Annotated in this window: 18 protein-coding genes; 13 read left to right on the forward strand and 5 right to left on the reverse strand. The window is 70.2% G+C overall.

Annotation, left to right across the window (positions count from 1 at the left end):
* Positions 1 to 6 precede the first annotated feature (6 nt).
* Complete coding sequence (locus tag ACOZ4I_RS07595) at positions 7 to 933, forward strand: NAD-dependent epimerase/dehydratase family protein (RefSeq protein WP_424004575.1); 927 nt, start codon at positions 7 to 9, stop codon at positions 931 to 933.
* 16 nt (positions 934 to 949) lie between these two features.
* Here ACOZ4I_RS07595 and ACOZ4I_RS07600 read toward each other — a convergent pair whose 3' ends face one another.
* On the reverse strand, positions 950 to 1,411 hold the full coding sequence (locus ACOZ4I_RS07600) for a YbhB/YbcL family Raf kinase inhibitor-like protein (RefSeq protein ID WP_424004576.1): 462 nt from the start codon (positions 1,409 to 1,411) through the stop codon (positions 950 to 952).
* Between the two features lie 75 nt (positions 1,412 to 1,486).
* Here ACOZ4I_RS07600 and ACOZ4I_RS07605 point away from each other — a divergent pair, with 75 nt between their 5' ends.
* The 4 genes from ACOZ4I_RS07605 to ACOZ4I_RS07620 all read left to right on the forward strand — a co-directional run bounded on the left by ACOZ4I_RS07605 (position 1,487) and on the right by ACOZ4I_RS07620 (position 4,204).
* On the forward strand, positions 1,487 to 2,242 hold the full coding sequence (locus ACOZ4I_RS07605; RefSeq protein ID WP_424004577.1) for a DUF2797 domain-containing protein: 756 nt from the start codon (positions 1,487 to 1,489) through the stop codon (positions 2,240 to 2,242).
* Positions 2,243 to 2,331: 89 nt separating this feature from the next.
* Positions 2,332 to 3,351, forward strand: a complete 1,020-nt coding sequence (locus ACOZ4I_RS07610) for a DUF7490 domain-containing protein (RefSeq protein ID WP_424004578.1) — start codon at positions 2,332 to 2,334, stop codon at positions 3,349 to 3,351.
* Positions 3,344 to 3,643: a hypothetical protein gene (locus ACOZ4I_RS07615; RefSeq protein ID WP_424004579.1), complete on the forward strand. Its 300-nt coding sequence runs from the start codon at positions 3,344 to 3,346 to the stop codon at positions 3,641 to 3,643. Before ACOZ4I_RS07610 ends, ACOZ4I_RS07615 begins: the two co-directional genes overlap by 8 nt.
* Positions 3,644 to 3,784: 141 nt before the next feature.
* Positions 3,785 to 4,204: a hypothetical protein gene (locus ACOZ4I_RS07620; RefSeq protein ID WP_424004580.1), complete on the forward strand. Its 420-nt coding sequence runs from the start codon at positions 3,785 to 3,787 to the stop codon at positions 4,202 to 4,204.
* A 117-nt stretch (positions 4,205 to 4,321) separates the two neighbouring features.
* Here the strand turns inward: ACOZ4I_RS07620 and ACOZ4I_RS07625 are convergent, their stop codons facing one another.
* Complete coding sequence (locus ACOZ4I_RS07625; protein ID WP_424004581.1) at positions 4,322 to 5,938, reverse strand: long-chain-fatty-acid--CoA ligase; 1,617 nt, start codon at positions 5,936 to 5,938, stop codon at positions 4,322 to 4,324.
* 177 nt (positions 5,939 to 6,115) lie between these two features.
* On the opposite strand from ACOZ4I_RS07625, the gene ACOZ4I_RS07630 reads away from it, so the two are divergent.
* The 5 genes from ACOZ4I_RS07630 to ACOZ4I_RS07650 are packed head-to-tail and all read left to right on the forward strand — an operon-like array spanning position 6,116 to position 10,784.
* Positions 6,116 to 7,075 (forward strand): 1,4-dihydroxy-2-naphthoate polyprenyltransferase, encoded by a 960-nt coding sequence (locus ACOZ4I_RS07630; RefSeq protein ID WP_424004582.1) that lies wholly within the window; start codon positions 6,116 to 6,118, stop codon positions 7,073 to 7,075.
* Positions 7,072 to 8,118: a mandelate racemase/muconate lactonizing enzyme family protein gene (locus tag ACOZ4I_RS07635; RefSeq protein ID WP_424004583.1), complete on the forward strand. Its 1,047-nt coding sequence runs from the start codon at positions 7,072 to 7,074 to the stop codon at positions 8,116 to 8,118. Before ACOZ4I_RS07630 ends, ACOZ4I_RS07635 begins: the two co-directional genes overlap by 4 nt.
* Positions 8,111 to 9,619 (forward strand): class I adenylate-forming enzyme family protein, encoded by a 1,509-nt coding sequence (locus tag ACOZ4I_RS07640; RefSeq protein WP_424004584.1) that lies wholly within the window; start codon positions 8,111 to 8,113, stop codon positions 9,617 to 9,619. The genes ACOZ4I_RS07635 and ACOZ4I_RS07640 overlap by 8 nt, the downstream gene beginning before the upstream one ends.
* Before the next feature lie 49 nt (positions 9,620 to 9,668).
* Entirely contained in the window at positions 9,669 to 10,406 is a 738-nt protein-coding gene (locus ACOZ4I_RS07645) for an NRDE family protein (RefSeq protein WP_424004585.1), read from the forward strand.
* A 27-nt stretch (positions 10,407 to 10,433) separates the two neighbouring features.
* Positions 10,434 to 10,784, forward strand: coding sequence for a helix-turn-helix transcriptional regulator (locus tag ACOZ4I_RS07650; protein WP_424004586.1), 351 nt, complete (start codon positions 10,434 to 10,436; stop codon positions 10,782 to 10,784).
* Between the two features lie 50 nt (positions 10,785 to 10,834).
* Here the strand turns inward: ACOZ4I_RS07650 and ACOZ4I_RS07655 are convergent, their stop codons facing one another.
* Entirely contained in the window at positions 10,835 to 11,794 is a 960-nt protein-coding gene (locus ACOZ4I_RS07655) for a 1,4-dihydroxy-2-naphthoyl-CoA synthase (RefSeq protein ID WP_424004587.1), read from the reverse strand.
* A gap of 141 nt (positions 11,795 to 11,935) precedes the next feature.
* On the opposite strand from ACOZ4I_RS07655, the gene ACOZ4I_RS07660 reads away from it, so the two are divergent.
* Together ACOZ4I_RS07660 and ACOZ4I_RS07665 are read left to right on the forward strand one after the other, a co-directional pair.
* Positions 11,936 to 12,202: a hypothetical protein gene (locus ACOZ4I_RS07660; RefSeq protein WP_424004588.1), complete on the forward strand. Its 267-nt coding sequence runs from the start codon at positions 11,936 to 11,938 to the stop codon at positions 12,200 to 12,202.
* A gap of 10 nt (positions 12,203 to 12,212) precedes the next feature.
* Positions 12,213 to 13,157, forward strand: coding sequence for a J domain-containing protein (locus ACOZ4I_RS07665; RefSeq protein WP_424004589.1), 945 nt, complete (start codon positions 12,213 to 12,215; stop codon positions 13,155 to 13,157).
* A 24-nt stretch (positions 13,158 to 13,181) separates the two neighbouring features.
* On the opposite strand, the gene menD is transcribed toward ACOZ4I_RS07665, so the two are convergent.
* Together menD and ACOZ4I_RS07675 are read right to left on the reverse strand one after the other, a co-directional pair.
* A complete protein-coding gene (menD, locus tag ACOZ4I_RS07670; RefSeq protein ID WP_424004590.1) occupies positions 13,182 to 14,960 on the reverse strand; it encodes a 2-succinyl-5-enolpyruvyl-6-hydroxy-3-cyclohexene-1-carboxylic-acid synthase in 1,779 nt (592 codons plus the stop codon).
* Complete coding sequence (locus tag ACOZ4I_RS07675) at positions 14,957 to 16,291, reverse strand: isochorismate synthase (RefSeq protein WP_424004591.1); 1,335 nt, start codon at positions 16,289 to 16,291, stop codon at positions 14,957 to 14,959. Before ACOZ4I_RS07675 ends, menD begins: the two co-directional genes overlap by 4 nt.
* A 275-nt stretch (positions 16,292 to 16,566) precedes the next feature.
* Here ACOZ4I_RS07675 and ACOZ4I_RS07680 point away from each other — a divergent pair, with 275 nt between their 5' ends.
* Complete coding sequence (locus ACOZ4I_RS07680; RefSeq protein ID WP_162413888.1) at positions 16,567 to 16,782, forward strand: ribbon-helix-helix domain-containing protein; 216 nt, start codon at positions 16,567 to 16,569, stop codon at positions 16,780 to 16,782.
* Positions 16,783 to 16,792: the final 10 nt, after the last annotated feature.

A 16,792-nucleotide genomic window follows, 5' to 3' on the forward strand; every position in this document is an offset into this window, starting at 1 on the left:
GCAACCATGAACGTATCAGATAAGCGAATAGTCGTCACCGGCGGGGCGGGATTCATCGGGTCGCACCTGGTGGAGCGCCTCGTCGACGGTAACGACGTGCTCGTCGTCGACGACGAGTCCAACGGCCGGTCCGAATGGGTCCACGACGCGGCGGACTACCTCGGCGGCGACCTCACGGACCCCGACGTGGTCGCGGAGGCGATAACGCCCGACGTGGACCTCGTCGTCCACCTCGCGGCGTCGAAACTGGTCGACACGGACACGCCGCGCCGCCAGTTCGAGGACAACAGCGAGATCACCTTCAACGTCCTCGAACGGATGGACGACGTGGGCGTCGAGAAGCTCGTGTTTACGTCGTCTTCGACTGTATACGGCGAGGCCCCGCGGCCGACGCCCGAGGACTACGCCCCGCTGGAACCCATCAGCGTCTACGGCGCGACGAAACTCGCCGAGGAGTCGCTGGTCTCCACGTACGCCCACAGCCACGATATCCAGTCGTGGGTGTTCCGCTTCGCCAACATCGTCGGTCCCCGCCTCCGGGGCGCGGTCATCCCCGATTTCGTCGAGAAACTTCGCGAGGACCCGTCCTCGCTGACCATCCTCGGCGACGGCCGACAGGAGAAGTCCTACATGCACGTCTCCGAGTGCCTCGACGCGATGCTGTTCGCCGTCGAGCACGCCGAGAAGGACCACAACGTGTTCAACCTCGGCACGCGGACGACCACCTCGGTCGACCGCATCGCGAGCATCGTCGCCGACGAGATGGGTGTCGAACCGGTCCACGAGTACACCGGCGGCGACCGCGGCTGGACGGGCGACGTGCCGCGGATGCGCCTCTCGGTCGACAAGCTCTCTGCGCTGGGCTGGGAACCGAGCCAGTCCAGCGACGACGCGGTGCGCCAGTCGGCCCGCGAACTGCTCGACGAGCTCTGACCGGGCCGAACGCTTCTCAGGCCGGGTAGGTCCCGGTCAGTTCCGCCTTCCCGACGACGTGGCCGCTCGCCGCGTCGTAGGCGTCGTCTTTGCCGGCCGCCGGGGAGAGGTCCAGTTCCGTATCGAGGGCGTACAGGAGGAACCGGTAAGTGTGCTCGCGGTCCGGGGGGTTCGGCCCGCCCCACCCCGTCTCGCCGTAGTCGTTCTGTCCCTCGGTGGCCCCCGCGTCGGCGAGGTCCCACCCCTCGGGAATCCGTGCGGTGTCGGGCGGAATGTTCCAGACGACCCAGTGGTCCCACACCGTCCCGGCCGGCTCCTCGGCGTCGGGGTCGTCGACGATCAACATGAGCGACTCGGCAGTCTGGGGGACGTCCGCGATCTCCAGCGGCGGGTTCGTGTTCGCCGCCGAGTAGCCGTGCTCCTCGGGAATCCGTTCGCCGTCGTCGAACGCGGGGCTGGTCAGTTCGAGGTCGGCCATGTGTGAAGATATGACAGCCGAGTAGAAAAACGTCGTCCCGGCAGCCATTTGCCCCTCCGCGCCGAACCGCCGGCCGTGCAGGTCGTCGGGTACCGCGCTCGCGTCGACGAACACGCCGCCCTCCGCCTGGCAGAGGACGGGCGCGTCACCACCGAGCGACTGGACCCGGGGACCGAACTCGCCTACGCGCTCGGCGAGCGCCACTGCGCCGGCGCGGTCGACGGCGAGGACCACTACGCCTGCGAGAACGAGCCCTCGCCGTACTGCCCTGAACACACCGACATCTGGCCCTGCGCCCGCTGTACGGGTGACTGTCTGAAGCCCATCGATGCCTGCGACGAAGAGCACGCGGTCTACCTGGCGGCGTTCGCGCCGGACACCGTCAAAGTCGGCGTCACCCGCTCGTGGCGGCTGGAGACGCGCCTCCGCGAGCAGGGCGCTGACAGGGCCGCCCACCTCCGCACGGTGGCCGACGGCCGCATCGCCAGGCAAATCGAGGCCGACATCGCCGCCGACCTGGGCGACAGGGTGCGCGTCCCGACGAAGGTGGCCGGCCTCGACCAGTCGGTCGACGAGAACTGGTGGGACGACCTCTGTCGCGAGTACGACCCGCTCTCGACGTTCGACTTCGAGTACGGACTGGACCTCGCCGAGCGCCCGATGGCCGAGACGCTGGCGACCGGGACTGTCCGGGGCACGAAGGGCCGCGTCGCTGTGCTGGAGAACGGCGGGAGCGTCTACGCCGTCGACCTCCGACGACTCGTCGGCTACGAACTCACCGACGGCGGGACGGACCGCGACCTCCAGTCGAGTCTCGGCGCGTTCGGCTGAGACGGACTGCTGTCGCTGCTCGGCTCCGAGGCACGCCAATCAGCCACACAGACAGAAGACATTTACAGCGCCGTGTTGCCCAGTCACTCGTGCGACGCGAAGCACTCCTGACCGGTGGCGTGGTCGTGGTCGTCCTGGCCGCGTTCATCGGTGCGATAACGGTCCCCGGCGCTCTCGCCGACCCTCCAGAAGACGTGCGAGAGAGCTATCTCGACCTCCGTGAGACGACCATCGAGCCAGCGGCCGTCACCGGACAGACGGTCACGCTCTCGATCGACGCCCGCCTCTCCCACCGCGGTGGCCCCGCCGAGAACGTCACGGTGGAGACGCGCGCCGTCGACGCGGACACCGGGCTCGTCGCGACGACGGTGACGCGACGGGTCGGAACGGTCGACGGGGAACGAGAGGTATCGGTCCCGACGAACATCACGGTCGAGCGACAGGGCGGCTACCGCATCGAGACCATCGTCTACGAGGACGGACGGCGGGTGACGACCGGTCGGCAATCGGTCCGGAACGTCGACGCCCTCAAGCCCGCGTTCGCCCGAAGCCCCGTGACCTTCGAGCGCTTCGAGAACACCGGCGCTTCCCTCGACGCAATCGCGTACCGGATCGACGGCGTGGCGGACAACCGGACGACGCTGAACGTCTCCGTGTACCTCACGAACACCGGCGACGAGCCCGCGGGCGGCATCTCCCTGCACCTCCGGGCGAGACAGGCCGACTCGAACGTCATCGCCGACGAGTCGACGGTCCGGGTCGGGCAGATCCGCCCCGGCCGGACCGAGAGCGTCACGGCCGAGCTGACGGTTCCCGACGGCTACAACTACTGGCTGGACGGCATCCTGCGCTCGGACGGCGTCGTCGTCGGCACGGAGACGTCGCCGGCGAACCTCCACCCGACCGAGCGTCTCCACGAGAACCAGACCCAGCGCGAAGTCGGCTTCGAGTCGAGCGACTTCGAGGAGGAACCGGCCGGCGACTCGGGCGGTCGGCCCGAAGAAGCACAGGCCACGACCGGGCAAGGCCCCGGCTTCACGGCCGTCGGCGCACTGGTGGCACTGCTCGCGAGCAGCCTCGTCATCGCACGGAGACAGACCAATGAGTGACACCGACCGTAGCGACCCCGCGGGACAGCACGCCGAACGCGCCGCCGCCGAGGAGTCGGCCGACGAGTCCGACGGAGGGCGGTCTATCGCGGTTTACGCCCAGTGGGCGGCGTTTGCCATCCTCGTCCTCGTCGCGCTCATCGCGACGCTGCAGTTCTACTTCTCGGCGTCGGCGGCCATCGACACGTTCGTCACGTCGCGGTACCGGCCGCTGTTCAACGCGGCGTTCAACCTCGTCGTGTTGCTGGGCTGTGGACTCGGCATCTCGGTGCTCGTTCGCCGCCTCGTCTGACGGCCCCCGCAAAGCGGTCCAAGCAGCCGCCGTTTTTCGCGTGACGGCACCGCAGTCGTGACCGATTGACCGATACGGACGGGAGCGCTCCGGTGTGCGCGGACGACAACCCTTTTCAGCGGGCCAACCGAACCCGGTCATATGGCAGACGACGAACCCGAAGACGCTGAGGAATCGGCGGACGCAAGCGAGGGCGACGGGGAGGAGAAGTCCTTCCGCGAGCGAGTCGAAGAGATCCGACAGCAGCGCGCCGAAGAGCGCGAAGAAGGCGAGGGCGACGAGATGAGCCGCGAGGAGCGCATGGAAGAGATGATGGGCGGCGGTGGCGGCCCCGGCGGAATGGGCGGCGGCAACCCCTTCGCCCAGATGATGGGCGGCATGATGGGCGGCGGCCCCGGCGGCCCCGGTCCGGGCGGCATGGGCGGCGGTCCGCCCGGGCGCCCCGAGGAAGAGGGCAGCAGCGACAACGAGGAACTCACTCGCGAGATTCGAAAGCTCCGCGACGAGGTCCACGACGTGCGCCGGTCGCTCGACCGCATCGCCGACGCGCTCGAAGACTGAGGCGCCTGCCGTCCCTGTTTCTCGCTTTCACACGCCACCGACGGAGCGACCGCTGTCCGGCGTCGAACGCCCGAAAACGAGCCGCCACGGCCACCGAAACGAAACCGCGGTCGGTGGCTATCCTTCGCCGACCATCTGGTCTTCGTCTTCCCACTCGCGCTGGCGGAGCTCGTACTTCTGGACCTTCCCGGTCGCCGTCGTCGGCAGTTCCTCGACGAACTCGATCCGGCGGACGACCTTGTAGGTCGCCAGCTTCTCGCGGGTGAACTGTCGGAGTTCGTCGGCGGTCACGCCGGGGTCGTCCGGGTCGCCGGACGACGGGACGACGAAGGCCTTCGGCGTCTCGCCCCAGTCGTCGCTGGGAGCCGGGATGACCGCCACGTCGCCGACGGCGTCGTGATCGTAGAGCGTGTCCTCCAGTTCGATGGAGGAGATGTTCTCGCCGCCGGAGATGATGATGTCCTTCTTCCGGTCGCGAATGGCGATCATGCCGTCCTCGTCGACCGTCGCGAGGTCGCCCATGTGGTAGTAGCCCTCGACGCGGTCGGAGAAGGCCTCCTCCGTCTCCTCGGGCTTGTTCCAGTAGCGGTCCATCACCTGGTTGCCGCGGACGACGACCTCGCCCAGCGTCTCGTCGTCGTGGGGCACGTCCTCGCCGTTCTCGTCGACGACGCGGACCTCCGTCCCGAGGTAGCCGATGCCCTGGCGCTTCTTGACGCCAAAGCGGGCGTCGCTGTCCTCGTCGAGGAACCGCCGGGCGTCGGAGGTGGTGATGAGCGGGCCGGTTTCGGTCGCGCCGTAGACGTGCTTGAGGTACCAGCCGAACTCGTCCTCGACGGCGCGGATGTTGGCCTCAGGCGGGGCGCTGCCGGCCGTCGCGATGCGCACGTCGTTGGCCCCCTGCGTCTGGACGCCGTCGTGGTCGTGATAGTAGTCGGCCAGGATGTTCAGCACCGTCGGCGCGCCACAGAGGTAGGAGACGTCCTCCTCGGCCACGGTCTCGAAGATGCCGCCGGCGTCGACGCCGCGGGTGCAGACGTGCTTCGCGCCCATGCCGGTGACGGCGTAGATGTGGCCCCAGCCGTTGACGTGGAACATCGGGAGCGTCCACAGGTACACGTCGTCGTCGCGGATCTCCTGGTGGAGCGAGACGATGTAGGCGTGGAGGGTCTCGGCACGGTGGGTCCGACAGACGCCCTTCGGATCGCCCGTCGTCCCCGACGTGTAGTTGATGGTGATGACGTCGTCTTCGGCCATCTCGGGGCGCTCGTAGTCCGTCCCGGCCGCTTCGATGATCTCGTCGAAGGACTCCCAGTCGCCCTCGACGGCATCGGCGTCGTTCGTCACGAATATCTCGGTCGGGACCTCCTCGCGGATCGGCTCGATCTTCTCGGCGTACTCGTAGTCGGCGTAGACCGCGTCGACCTCGGCGTCAGAGAGGATGTACGCGAAGTCGTCGGGGACCAGCCGGTAGTTCAGCGGCGTGTGGACCGCGCCCAGTTGCATACTGCCGTAGGCCGCTTCGAGGTGGTAGTGCGTGTTCGGGTCCAGAACCGCCACCCGGTCGCCCTTCTCGATGCCGCGCTCTGCCAGCGCCGCGGAGAAGCCGTCGGCCCGCTCGCCGAACTCGTCGTAGGTGTAGCGCTCGCCCGTCGTGGCGACGACGGCTTCCTGATCGCCGTAGTACTCTCGCGCACGGTCGAGGAAGTCGGTCGTCAGCAGTGGCTTGTGCATCCCAGTTTCTGGTATGGTTAATGATGATAAAGCGATTGTGGAAGCCTGCCGGTATCGCCGCGGCTTCTACGGGTCATATAGAGGGGTTCGCGTGATTCTGACTGCCGGTCGGCGAACCACGCCGAGTGGCGGACCCAACCACAGTCGCTTTGGGGGCCGCGTCCCCAGTTTCGGACAATGAGTACAGCGACGGCCGACGTGTCGAAGCGGAAGGCGTGGCTGATGGCGGCGCGGCCACAGACGCTGCCGGCGGGCGCTGCGCCGGTCATCGTGGGGATGGGACTCGCCGTCCACGCGGGCGTCTTCGCCCCGCTCCCGGCGGTCGCGGCCCTCGTCGGGGCGCTCCTCATCCAGGTCGGGACGAACTTCGCGAACGACTACTACGACGCCGTGAATGGGGCCGACACCGACGAACGCGAGGGGTTCACGCGGGTGACGGCGGGCGGCCTCATCGACGCCAGCGAGGTCAAGCGGGCGATGGTCCTCACCTACGCCCTCGCGGTCGTCGTGGGCGTCTACCTCGTCGCCGTCGGCGGCCTCCCCATCGTCGTCGTCGGCCTCTCGGGCATCGCGGCCGGTGTCCTCTACACCGGCGGGCCGTTCCCCTACGGCTACCGCGGCCTCGGCGACCTGTTCGTCTTCGTCTACTTCGGACTCGTCGCCGTCACCGGGACGTACTACGTGCAGGCGGCCGCGACCGCCGCCGGCGTCGGGACCTTCCCGACGACGCTCCCCGCGGGCACGGTCACCCTCGACGCGGTGACGGCGAGCCTCCCCGCCGCGGGCCTCTCGACGGCCATCCTCGTCGTCAACAACGTCCGCGACCGGGAGACGGACATGGCCGCGGGCAAGAAGACGCTCGCGGTCTACCTGGGCTACGCGTGGAGCCGCGTCGAGTTCCTCGCGATGGTCGGGATGGCCTACGTCGTCCCCACAATATTTGCCCTCGACGGAACTTACGGCCTGCCGGCGCTCGCGCCGCTGCTCTCGCTCCCGCTCGCCGCGAGCGTCTCGAAGACGGTGCTCGAACACACCGACGGCGAGGCGCTGAACCCGGCGCTCGAACGCGTCGGCCAGACGCTGTTCGTCCACTCCGTGCTGTTCGCGCTGGGACTGGCCGCACCGCAGGTGCTATGAACGTCGACCGCTTCTCGCTCCCGCTCTCTCGCCCGCTGGCGACGGCCGGCGGGACCATCGACGAGCGCTCGGGGTTCGTCGTGCGCTACGACCACCGCGGCGCGACGGGTGTCGGCGAGGCGACGCCGCTGCCGGGGTGGACGGAGTCTATCGCCGACTGCGAGGCAGCGCTCGACCGGGCGAGCGAAGCGGCGTCGGCCGGGGGTCACACCGACGTGCTCCTCGCGCTCGACGCGGGCGAGGTCCCCGCGGCGCGCCACGGCTTCGCGACGGCGCTGCTCGACGCCGACGCGCGGGCCGACGGCGTTCCACTGTACCGCTGGTTCGACACCGAGCGGCGCTGCGAGCGGGTTCCGGTCAACGCCACGGTCGGTGACTCGTCTCCTGAGGAGACTGCCGACGCCGTCGAACGAGCGGTCGAAGCCGGCTTCGAGTGCTGTAAGATCAAAGTCGGGAGCCGTTCCGTCGCGGACGACGTGGCCCGACTCCGAGCGGTCCGCGACCGCGTCGATGACGGCGTGACGATCCGGGCCGACGCCAACGGCGCGTGGTCCCGCGAAGCGGCCGAGCGGGCCTTCGCGGCGTTCGCCGACCTCGGCGTGGCCTACGTCGAGCAGCCGCTCCCGGCGGCCGACCTGACCGGTCACGCCGCCCTGCGCGGCGGCCCCGTCGGCGTCGCGCTCGACGAGTCGCTCGTTGACCGCCGCGTCGACGCGGTGCTGAAGACCGACGCTGCCGACGTGTTGATCCTGAAGCCGATGGCGCTCGGCGGGCCGGGCAACGCCCACACGCTGGCGATGCGCGCCCGCGAGCGGGGCGTCGAACCCGTCGTCACGACCACGGTCGACGCCGTCGTCGCCCGCCTCGCGGCGCTCCACGTCGCCGCGGCGATTCCGAACGTCGCTCCCTGCGGATTGGCGACCGGCGACCGACTGGCCGCCGACCTTGCAGCGGACCCGGCGCGCGTCGTCGACGGCGAGATGACGGTCCCGCAGGACGCGGGGCTGGGCGTCGACCCCGCGGAGGTGCGGACCGATGCGTGACCCGCTGGACTGGCCGACCGCGGACCTCGTGACCCACCGCGTCGACGCCACGCCCGAGCGGACGGCGATGGTCGACGCGGACGCCGACGAGACGTGGACCTACCGGAACCTCGACCGGGCAGTCGACGCCGTCGCCGCGGCCCTCGACCGTCGAATAGACGGGTCGAATCCGACGGTGGCGACACTCTTGCCGACGCGGCCCGCGGTCGGCGTGCTCCTGTTCGCCGCGATGCGCCGTGGCGCGACGCTCGCGCCGCTGAACGTCGAACTCGACGCCGGGGCGCTCCGAGCGCAGTCCGCGGCGGTCGGGCCCGACCTGCTCGTCTGCGAGGCGTCGACCCGGTCGCTCGCCGAGGAGGCGGCGGCGTGCCCGGTCATCTCGGTTGACGACGAGCTTTCCGTCGGCTCCGGCGGCGAGAGCGCTGACCGCGAGTCGGTCGTGACGCCGGCGGAGTTGACTCGCGACCGGACCCAGCTCGTCCTCTTCACCTCGGGAACCACCAGCGACCCGAAGGGCGTCCGGCTGACGGTGGAGAACCTCGTCGCCAGCGCCGTCGCGTCGGCCTTCCGCCTCGGCGTGACGCCCCGCGACCGCTGGCTCGTCTGCCTGCCGACCTACCACATGGGCGGCCTCGCGCCGTTCGTTCGGAGCGCGCTGTATGGGGCGGCGGTCGTCGTCCAGCGCTCGTTCGACGCTGAGTCGACCCAGCAGGTGCTCGCCGACCACGGGGTGACCGGCGTCTCGCTGGTCCCGACGATGCTCTCGCGCCTGCTCGACGCCGGTTGGGAGCCAGCCGACGCGCTCCGGTTCGTCCTCCTCGGCGGCGGCCCGGCGGGCGAGGAACTCGTCGAGCGCTGCCGTGAGCGCGGCGTCCCGGTCTGCCCGACGTACGGCATGACCGAGACGGCCTCCCAGATCGCGACGGCGCGCCCCGAGACGGCGTTCGAGCACCGCGGGACCGTCGGCCAGCCGCTCGTGTTCACGGACGTGACCGTCGTGTCCGATGGAGAGCCCTGCGACCCCGGCGAGCGCGGCGAAATCGTCGTCGACGGGCCGACGGTGACGCCGGGCTACCTCGACGGCGACGGCGCGGCCTTCGGCGAGTTCGGCTTCCGAACGGGCGACTTCGGCTACCGCGACGCGGACGGGCGGCTCTGGATCGCGGGCCGCGTCGACGACCGCATCGTCACCGGAGGCGAGAACGTCGACGCGTCGACAGTCGTCGACGCGATTCGCGCCCTTCGTGATGTCGAGGACGCCGCCGTGGTCGGCCTCCCCGACGAGGAGTGGGGCCAGCGCGTCGCGGCGCTGGTCGTCGGCGACGTGACGCCCGAGGCGGTCCGGGCGCACTGTGCCGACGCGGTCGCGTCGTACGAGGTCCCGAAGACGATCCGAGTGGCGGACGCGCTCCCGCGGACGCCGTCGGGGACCGTCGACCGCGAGGCCGTCCGCTCGCGGCTCTCGGCGGGCGACGACTCAGACGCCGATCGATCCGGGTGAGACCCGCGCCGAGCCAACGGTTTTGCCCGTCGGTAGCCTACGGGCTACCGTGTGTACCATCGTCCTCGCGTGGCAGGTCTTTGAAGACGCGCCGGTCGCGGTCGCGGCGAACCGCGACGAACGCTTCGACAGGCCGTCACAGCCACCGCAAGTGCGTCAGTGGGGGAGCCGCGTCGTCGCGCCGGCCGACGAGGAAGCCGATGGGACGTGGCTCGGCTACAACGAGCACGGCGTCCTCGCCGCGGTGACGAACCGCTGGGTCGACGCTGACCTGGCCGGCGAGCGCTCACGCGGCCTGCTCGTGCGCGACGCGCTGAGCCACGAGACGGCCGAGTCGGCCGCCCGCGCCGTCGAGCGAGCGACCAGGGAGGCCGAGTACGCGGGCTTCAATCTCCTGCTGGCCGACGAGAACGCCGCCGTTCTGCTGGAGTGGGACGGCCAGCTCGCGGTTCGGAACCTCCAGCCCGGCGTCCACGTCGTCGTCAACGTCGGCGCTGACGGCGACTACCGGATCCCCTCGCACCGGCCCGAGGTCGGCGAGGAGCAGGCGACCAACGCCGACCGGCTGCGCGAACACCTGCAACCGACCCCCGCGGAGTCGGTCGACGAGTGGCTGGAGCGCGCCGCTGAAGCCGTGGGCGACCACGAGTACGGCGTCTGCGTCCACGGCGACGGCTTCGGCACGCGGTCGTCGTCGCTGATCGCGCTCGGCGACGAGCGGCGGTATCGGTTCGCCGACGGGCCGCCCTGCCGGACGCCGTACCGCCCGGTCGAAGGTCAGATTTAAGCGGCCGACAGTCGGTGTATGTGATACATGAGTTCAGCAGCGTCGGAGGACGACCTCACCGAGGGAGAGCAGGCGGGGCTGGAGCTGATCCGGGAGTCCGGGGGCATCCACCAGAGCGACTTCTGGAAGAACCTCGACGTGTCCTCCCGGAAGGGGAGTCGCATCGTCGAGTCGCTCTTCGAGAAGGGGCTCATCCAGCGCGACGAGACGGTGTACGAGGGCCACAACACCTACTACCTGACGCCGGCGGCCCGCGACCTCGACTTCTCGCTCCTGATGGCCGGTGACCAGCTCTCGCCGTTCATCGGCGACGAGGAAGTCGACCCCCACGACGACACCTTCTCGCAGTGGGTCATGACGCTGGCCTACGAGGGCTAACGCACGTTTTCGCGGCCGACCACCGCGCGCATTCGTGATGGAAGTCTCGCTCAGTAGTGCCAGGGCACGTCGTCGAAGTCCGGGTCCCGCCCCTCGTTGAAGGCGTCCCGACCCTCCTGTGCCTCGTCGGTCATGTAGGCCAACCGCGTCGCCTCGCCGGCGAACACCTGCTGGCCGACCATCCCGTCCGAGTCGAGGTTGAACGCGTACTTGAGCATCCGCATCGCCGTCGGCGACTTCTCGTTCATCCGCTCGGCCCACTCGATCGCGGTGTCCTCCAGGTCCTCGTGGGGGACGACCTCGTTGACCATGCCCATGTCGGCGGCCTCCGCGCCGCTGTAGGTCTTGCCCAGGAAGAACACCTCGCGGGCCTTCTTCTGGCCCACCTGCCGGGCGAGGTACGCCGAGCCGAAGCCGCCGTCGAAGCTGCCCACGTCGGGGTCCGTCTGGAGGAACTTCGCGTGCTCCTCGCTGGCGAGCGTGAGGTCACAGACGACGTGCAGCGAGTGGCCGCCGCCGACGGCCCACCCCGGAACGACGGCGACGACGGGCTTGGGAATGTGACGGATCTGGCGCTGGACTTCGAGGATGTGGAGGCGGCCGACGTTCTCGGGGGCGTCCGGGTCGCCGATGTCTCGCGGGTCGCCGGACTCCCCGCTCGACCGCTCCGAGTCGCTACGCGACTCGCTATCCTCGTCCGCCTGATACTCGTACCCGCTCTCGCCTCGGATGGACTGGTCGCCGCCGGAGCAAAAGGCCCAGCCGCCGTCCTTCGGCGACGGTCCGTTCCCGGTGAGGATGACACAGCCCACGTCGGTGAGCCGCTTCGCGTGGTCGAGCGCCGTCGAGAGTTCGTCGACCGTCTCCGGGCGGAAGGCGTTGCGCTTCTCGGGCCGGTCGAAGGCGATGCGGACCGCGCCCGTCTCCGTCGATCGGTGGTAGGTGATGTCGGCGAAGTCGAACCGGTCGACGGCGCTCCAGCGCTCCGGGTCGAATAGCTCAGAGACCATACCGTGGCTCGGGACGGCCCTCGCAAAAAGCTACCTCGTGGCGGGCGGGTCCGCGGCACGCTGGGACGCCGCCGGGACGTTTCCACGACCGATACTCGCGGGGCAAACGCTTTGCCATCGCGCACGTGTACCCGAAACACGATGCCCTCCACTCGGAACCACACCGCGATACAGGCGGTCCTGGCAGTGCTGTCGGTCGCCGTCCTCGCGTACAGTTTCCTCATCGTCCAGCAGATCCTCCTCGGGCTCATCGTCGTCGCCGTGCCCTGGATCGCCTACGCCGTCGTGTACGTCCTCTTGCGGTTCGTCCGGGCGCTCGAACGGATCGCGTCGGCGCTGGAAGAGCAGGGGAAGCCAGAGAGCGGGCGTACAGACAACCACCAGCGCGGCGGCGTCGAGGACGAGTGAGCGCGGCCGGATGACCGAGACGTTCTACGACGTGCTCGGCGTCACCCCCGACGCGTCGACCGCGGACATCCGGGCGGCGTACCGCGCTCGGCTCAAGGAGACCCACCCGGACGTGAGTGACGACGCCGACGCGAGCGAGGCGACACAGCGCCTCATCGAAGCCAGAGACGTCCTCACCGACGCGGACGAGCGAGCGCGCTACGACCGCCTCGGCCACGAGGCGTACGTCTCGGGCGAATCCGCCAGGACGGGCGACGGGAGCACCGTCTCGGCGGCCGCGCGGCAGGCGGGCTACGGTGGCGACGCGACCGATGCCGGCGCGGACGCGGACCGGTCTGACGGGCAGACGAGCACGGACGAGACCGGCAAGCGCGGGCGATCGCGCGCCGAGCGCGAGCGCCGAGCCGACGAACGGGTCGCCGAGGAACGGAACCGCCGGTCGACGGACGGTGCGACCGGCGAAGAAGCTGCAGGCGCTGCTGACACAGCAACCGCCAACGACGCGTCACGAACGGGAGACGGCTGGAACAGGGGAACGGCGGCAACGAGCGGAAGCGGCGGGGACGGCGTCTGGAGCGCCTCGTCGACGTACAGCGTCCGCCAGCGCGCGTCGACCGGTGGCAGACGGCGGTTCGAGATGCCGACCGGCCGCGAACTCACGCTGTTCGGAATCACGTTCGCCCTCTACCCGGTGTTGCTGTTCAGCGCGCTGCTGCCGGCGTTCCCGCTGTGGGTCAACGTCGTCATCGGGCTGTGTACGGTCATGCTGGTCGGCTACCTCCAGTCCGAGCCCGTCATCGCCATCGGAGTGTTCGGAAGCTGGAGCCTCGCGACGGCGGTGGCGCTGCTCGTGTTGAACGTCGGCCCGCTTTCGCTGCTCGGCCTGCTCGCGCTGGCCGGGACGTGGCTGCCGTTCGGGTTCTCGCTGCTGACGGCCGCCGCGCTCCGGGTGTGACACTGCGGTCGCCTGTTTTCGCCGTTACGTGTCCGCGAGTCGGTCGGCGACCCGCTCCGCAAGCCGCTCGCGGACCGCGTGGCTGTCGCCGGCGTCGAAGCGGACCTCGATGACCTGCGTGCCGGCGCGTTCGAGCGACGCCGTGAAGCGCTCGCGGAACTCCTCGCGGCCGGTCGTGCGCTCGAAGTCGAGGTCGTAGAGTGCCTCCGTCGGCTCGAAGTCGAGGCCGTGCGGGGTGCGGAACTGCTCGTCGAACGTCGGGTGCTCTTCGATGGGGAGCATGTGGAAGATGCCGCCGCCGTCGTTGTTGAGCAGGACGACGGTCGCGTCGACGCCGCAGCGCCCAAGCGCGAGCAGGCCGTTCATGTCGTGGTAGTACGCCAGATCGCCCGTGACGAGCACGAGCGGGTCGTCCGTCGCGCTCCCGGCCCCGAGCGCCGTCGAGGTGATGCCGTCGATGCCGCTGGCCCCGCGATTGGCGAGGGCTGTGAGGTCGGCAGTCCGCGGTCGCCCGAAGCGGTCCGCGTCGCGGACGGGCATGCTGTTGGAGACGAACAGCGTGGTCGGGTCGGGCGCGAGCGCCGTCGCGTCCGCGAGGACGCCGCCCTCCCAGTAGGTCTCGTCGAGCGCCGCCTCGACCGCGTCCCAGTGGACCCGTTCCGCGGTCGCGAACTGCTCGCGCCAGGCCGGATCGGCCCGCCCGAGCGAGTCTGCGGCGAGCGCGTCGGCGGTGGCGTCCGCGTCGGCGACGACGAGGTCCGTCGCGGTGAACTCCGCCTCCGGCCAGCCACCGGTCGGGTCGACGACGAACTGGCGGCAGTCGGCGTCCCTGAGATAGCGCCGGAGCGGCTTCGAGGTGGGTGACGCGCCGAATCGGAGCACGACCTCGGGGTCGTCCCACGCCGCGACCGCGTCGGTGCCGAGGTAGCCGTCGTAGCCGGCACAGACCGGCACGTCGAGTCGGTCGACGTGCGGCCCGAAGCGGAGGTCCGACAGCGGGTCGGCGAGGGCCGGGAACCCGGTCGCGTTCGCCAGTCGCTCCAGCGCGTCGGCGCTCAGGCCATCGTCCGCGGGTCCGGCGACGAGCAGGCCGCGGTCGGCGGTCGTCACAGCATCCTGAAGTCGTTCGATTGCGTCCTCGCCGGGCGCCGTGACGCCGCCGCTGGTCGCCACGAACGGCCCGTCGCGGCCCGCTTCGGCCGCCCGGTCCCCCCCGGCCCAGTCGTCGGGAACGCTCGCCGGGTGGTCGTCCGGGACCCGAGTCGGTTCCAGCGGCTTGCGGAACCGGCAGTTGAGGTGGACGGGGCCCGGATCGCTCCCGGTGCTCGCGGCGAGCGCGCGGGCCGCCGTGGTCCGAAGCATCCGCATCTTCCGGGGCTCGGCTTCCGGTTCGGGCATGTCGCGGTACCAGCGGACGGCGTCGCCGTAGAGCTTCTCCTGGTCGACGGTCTGGTTCGCGCCGCTGTCGATGAGTTCCGGCGGCCGGTCGGCCGTCAGGAGCACGAGCGGCACGCCCGACTGGTTCGCTTCGATGACAGCTGGGTGGTAGTTCGCGGCCGCGGTTCCCGAGGTGCAGACCAGCGGCGTCGGCGTCCCGGTCCGCCGGCCGCGGCCGAGCGCGAAGAAGGCCGCCGAGCGCTCGTCGAGGTGCGAAAACACCTCGACCTCGGGGTGTTCGGCGAAGGCCACCGTCAGCGGCGTCGAGCGGCTCCCCGGCGAGAGACACACCGCGTCGACGCCGTTTGCGACGAGTTCGGCCACGAGCGTCTTCGCCCACAGCGTGTTGACGTTCGGCGCGGTCATTCCAGTTCGTCCAGAATCGGCCGGTACTTGAGCTGGACTTCGTCCCACTCGCGGTCGGGGTCGCTGTCCTCGACGATGCCCGCGCCGGCGAACAGCGTCGCCTCGCGGTCGGTCGCGACGGCCGAGCGGATGCCGACGGCGAAGGTGCCGTTGCCGGCGGCGTCGACCCAGCCGATGGGGGCGGCGTACCAGCCCCGGTCGAACGCCTCGGTCTCGCGGATCGTCCGCAGCGCGGCGTCCGGCGGTAGCCCGCCGACGGCCGGCGTCGGGTGGAGCGCCTCGACCAGCGAGAGGACGTGCTCGTCGCTTCCGAGTTCGGCCGTGATCGAGGTCCGAAGGTGCTGGACGGTAGCGAGTCGGCGGACGGTGCGGTCGCCGATGCGGACCGTCGTCGCGAACGGTTCCAGCTGGTCCCGGATGGCGTCGGCGACGAGCTTCTGCTCGTGGCGGTCCTTCTCGTTGTCCAGGAGTTCGGCGGCCAGCCACTCGTCCTCGGCGGGCGTGTCGCCCCGCCCCGTCGAGCCGGCGAGCGCCTCCGTCCTGACGGTGCGCCCGCGGACGGAGACCAGCCGTTCCGGCGTGGCTCCGAAGAATGTCCCGCCGGCCTCGGGCGAGAGCATGAACCGGTAGCAGTCGGGGTAGGTCTGCGAGAGTCGCTCCATCACGTCGGGGACCGAGAGGTCGGCGGCGAGGGCGACCCGGAGACTCTGGGCGAGGACGACCTTCCGGAGGTCGCCCCGGGCGACGCTCTCCACCGCCGCGCCCACCTGGTCGCGCCAGCCCGCCTGCGTCGGCGTCCGCTCGCGGTTGGTAATTCCCGGCGGGCCGGCGGGGTCCCGCTCGGAGAACGCGGCGAGTCGGTCGCGCCACTCGTCGAGGCGGTCGGCGGCCGCTCTGGCGGCGTCGGGCCCCGTCGCGGCCGTCGTGAGCCACGCGTCGTCGTCCCGGACCGTCACCTGGACCTCGGGAAGGAAGAACGCCGCGCTGGGAAAGCCCGTCCAGGGGGACGCTCCGTCGTGGTCGCCGTTGTGGAAGGCGAACCCACCGAACAGCCGGGGGCGGGCCGCGCTCGGGAGGTCGTCGGGGACCGAACAGCCCTCGAACAGCGCTTCGACGCCGGTCCGAACGTCGGCGAACCGCGACTCGCCGTCCGCTGTCACGGTCGCCGCGCTCCCACGGGCCGCGATCGACTCGGTGCCGGCCGCCCAGTAGAACCGGGGACGCGCGTCCGTTTCGAGGAACGCCCGCACCGGTGCGCGCTCGAGGCGACACCCACGTGCGACGACCGTTGTCTCACCAACCGTCGTCTCGTCACCACGCAGTGGTTCCATCACCCAGGCCTTAGGATTGCGCACCTTTGAGCCTAACTATACGCTCGATTCTCGGCGGCGGCGCGCCGTCGACAGAGCGAGTACCGCCCCGCGACACGCGCGGTCCGGTCCGGTGTGGCCGTCGCACGCCCCGGCGCGGCCCGGATTCAGGATGCGCGAAGTTCACGTCCCAATTCGCGAACATCCTCTCTCGGTTTCGGAATTGAAATTTCCGAAAGTCCGTACCGACCCCCGTCAAGTTTAAATAGGGCATAGTCGAAGCCCCCTATGTTGCGATGCCCAAGGTAGAGATCAATATCCCGGAACATCTCGAGATGCAGATCGCTCAGCTCGTCGAGCAGGGCGAGTTCCTCAACCGCGAGGAGGCAATCGAAGACCTCCTGTCGACCGGGCTGAAGGCGTACAAGACCTCCGGCCCGCAGGACGAGGACGAGGAACCAGGCTTCGAAGAGGACGGCATGATGGGTCACGACGACGAGTACGTCTTCTGAGGCTGCGGTC

It is taken from the genome of Haloarcula salina, from assembly GCF_049603855.1.
Classification (GTDB): Archaea; Halobacteriota; Halobacteria; order Halobacteriales; family Haloarculaceae; genus Haloarcula; species Haloarcula salina_A.

What these genes read in the sequence shown, in the direction of transcription:
- ACOZ4I_RS07660 (WP_424004588.1), top strand. Translation starts at nt 11,936, where the DNA reads ATGCCCTCCACTCGGAACCACACCGCGATACAGGCGGTCCTGGCAGTG.
- menD (WP_424004590.1), bottom strand. Translation starts at nt 14,960, where the DNA reads ATGACCGCGCCGAACGTCAACACGCTGTGGGCGAAGACGCTCGTGGCC.
- ACOZ4I_RS07630 (WP_424004582.1), top strand. Translation starts at nt 6,116, where the DNA reads ATGAGTACAGCGACGGCCGACGTGTCGAAGCGGAAGGCGTGGCTGATG.
- ACOZ4I_RS07680 (WP_162413888.1), top strand. Translation starts at nt 16,567, where the DNA reads ATGCCCAAGGTAGAGATCAATATCCCGGAACATCTCGAGATGCAGATC.
- ACOZ4I_RS07600 (WP_424004576.1), bottom strand. Translation starts at nt 1,411, where the DNA reads ATGGCCGACCTCGAACTGACCAGCCCCGCGTTCGACGACGGCGAACGG.
- ACOZ4I_RS07665 (WP_424004589.1), top strand. Translation starts at nt 12,213, where the DNA reads ATGACCGAGACGTTCTACGACGTGCTCGGCGTCACCCCCGACGCGTCG.
- ACOZ4I_RS07650 (WP_424004586.1), top strand. Translation starts at nt 10,434, where the DNA reads ATGAGTTCAGCAGCGTCGGAGGACGACCTCACCGAGGGAGAGCAGGCG.
- ACOZ4I_RS07675 (WP_424004591.1), bottom strand. Translation starts at nt 16,291, where the DNA reads ATGGAACCACTGCGTGGTGACGAGACGACGGTTGGTGAGACAACGGTC.
- ACOZ4I_RS07625 (WP_424004581.1), bottom strand. Translation starts at nt 5,938, where the DNA reads ATGCACAAGCCACTGCTGACGACCGACTTCCTCGACCGTGCGCGAGAG.
- ACOZ4I_RS07640 (WP_424004584.1), top strand. Translation starts at nt 8,111, where the DNA reads ATGCGTGACCCGCTGGACTGGCCGACCGCGGACCTCGTGACCCACCGC.
- ACOZ4I_RS07635 (WP_424004583.1), top strand. Translation starts at nt 7,072, where the DNA reads ATGAACGTCGACCGCTTCTCGCTCCCGCTCTCTCGCCCGCTGGCGACG.
- ACOZ4I_RS07655 (WP_424004587.1), bottom strand. Translation starts at nt 11,794, where the DNA reads ATGGTCTCTGAGCTATTCGACCCGGAGCGCTGGAGCGCCGTCGACCGG.
- ACOZ4I_RS07620 (WP_424004580.1), top strand. Translation starts at nt 3,785, where the DNA reads ATGGCAGACGACGAACCCGAAGACGCTGAGGAATCGGCGGACGCAAGC.
- ACOZ4I_RS07595 (WP_424004575.1), top strand. Translation starts at nt 7, where the DNA reads ATGAACGTATCAGATAAGCGAATAGTCGTCACCGGCGGGGCGGGATTC.
- ACOZ4I_RS07615 (WP_424004579.1), top strand. Translation starts at nt 3,344, where the DNA reads ATGAGTGACACCGACCGTAGCGACCCCGCGGGACAGCACGCCGAACGC.